This window comes from Caulobacter sp. 05T431 (assembly GCF_056665975.1).
Window position 1 is genome coordinate 1 of record NZ_JBFTKU010000106.1, and the last position, 466, is coordinate 466.

Annotated in this window: 1 protein-coding gene; it reads left to right on the forward strand. The window is 59.2% G+C overall.

Annotated elements, in window-relative coordinates:
• Positions 1-37 precede the first annotated feature (37 nt).
• Positions 38-466: GTP-binding protein (locus AC1U89_RS24720; protein ID WP_479902252.1), on the forward strand; the 429-nt coding region annotated here is incomplete at its 3' end.

Consider the following 466-nt stretch of genomic DNA (forward strand, 5'->3'; position numbering starts at 1 on the left):
ATGAAACAACAAGACTGCATTCCATTAGGAGCTGAAAATGGCAAAGGAAAAGTTCGAGCGGACCAAGCCGCACGTGAACGTAGGTACGATTGGTCACGTTGACCACGGCAAGACGACGCTGACGGCAGCAATCGCCACGGTGCTGGCTGCGAAGTTTGGCGGCTCGGCCAAGAAGTACGACGAAATCGACGCAGCGCCGGAAGAGAAGGCACGCGGCATTACCATCAACACCGCACACGTGGAATACGAGACGGCTAACCGCCACTACGCCCACGTTGACTGCCCGGGCCACGCTGACTATGTGAAGAACATGATCACGGGCGCTGCGCAGATGGACGGCGCAATCCTGGTGTGCTCGGCCGCTGACGGCCCGATGCCGCAGACGCGCGAGCACATCCTGCTGGCCCGTCAGGTTGGCGTGCCTTACATCATCGTGTTCCTGAACAAGTGCGACATGGTGGACGAC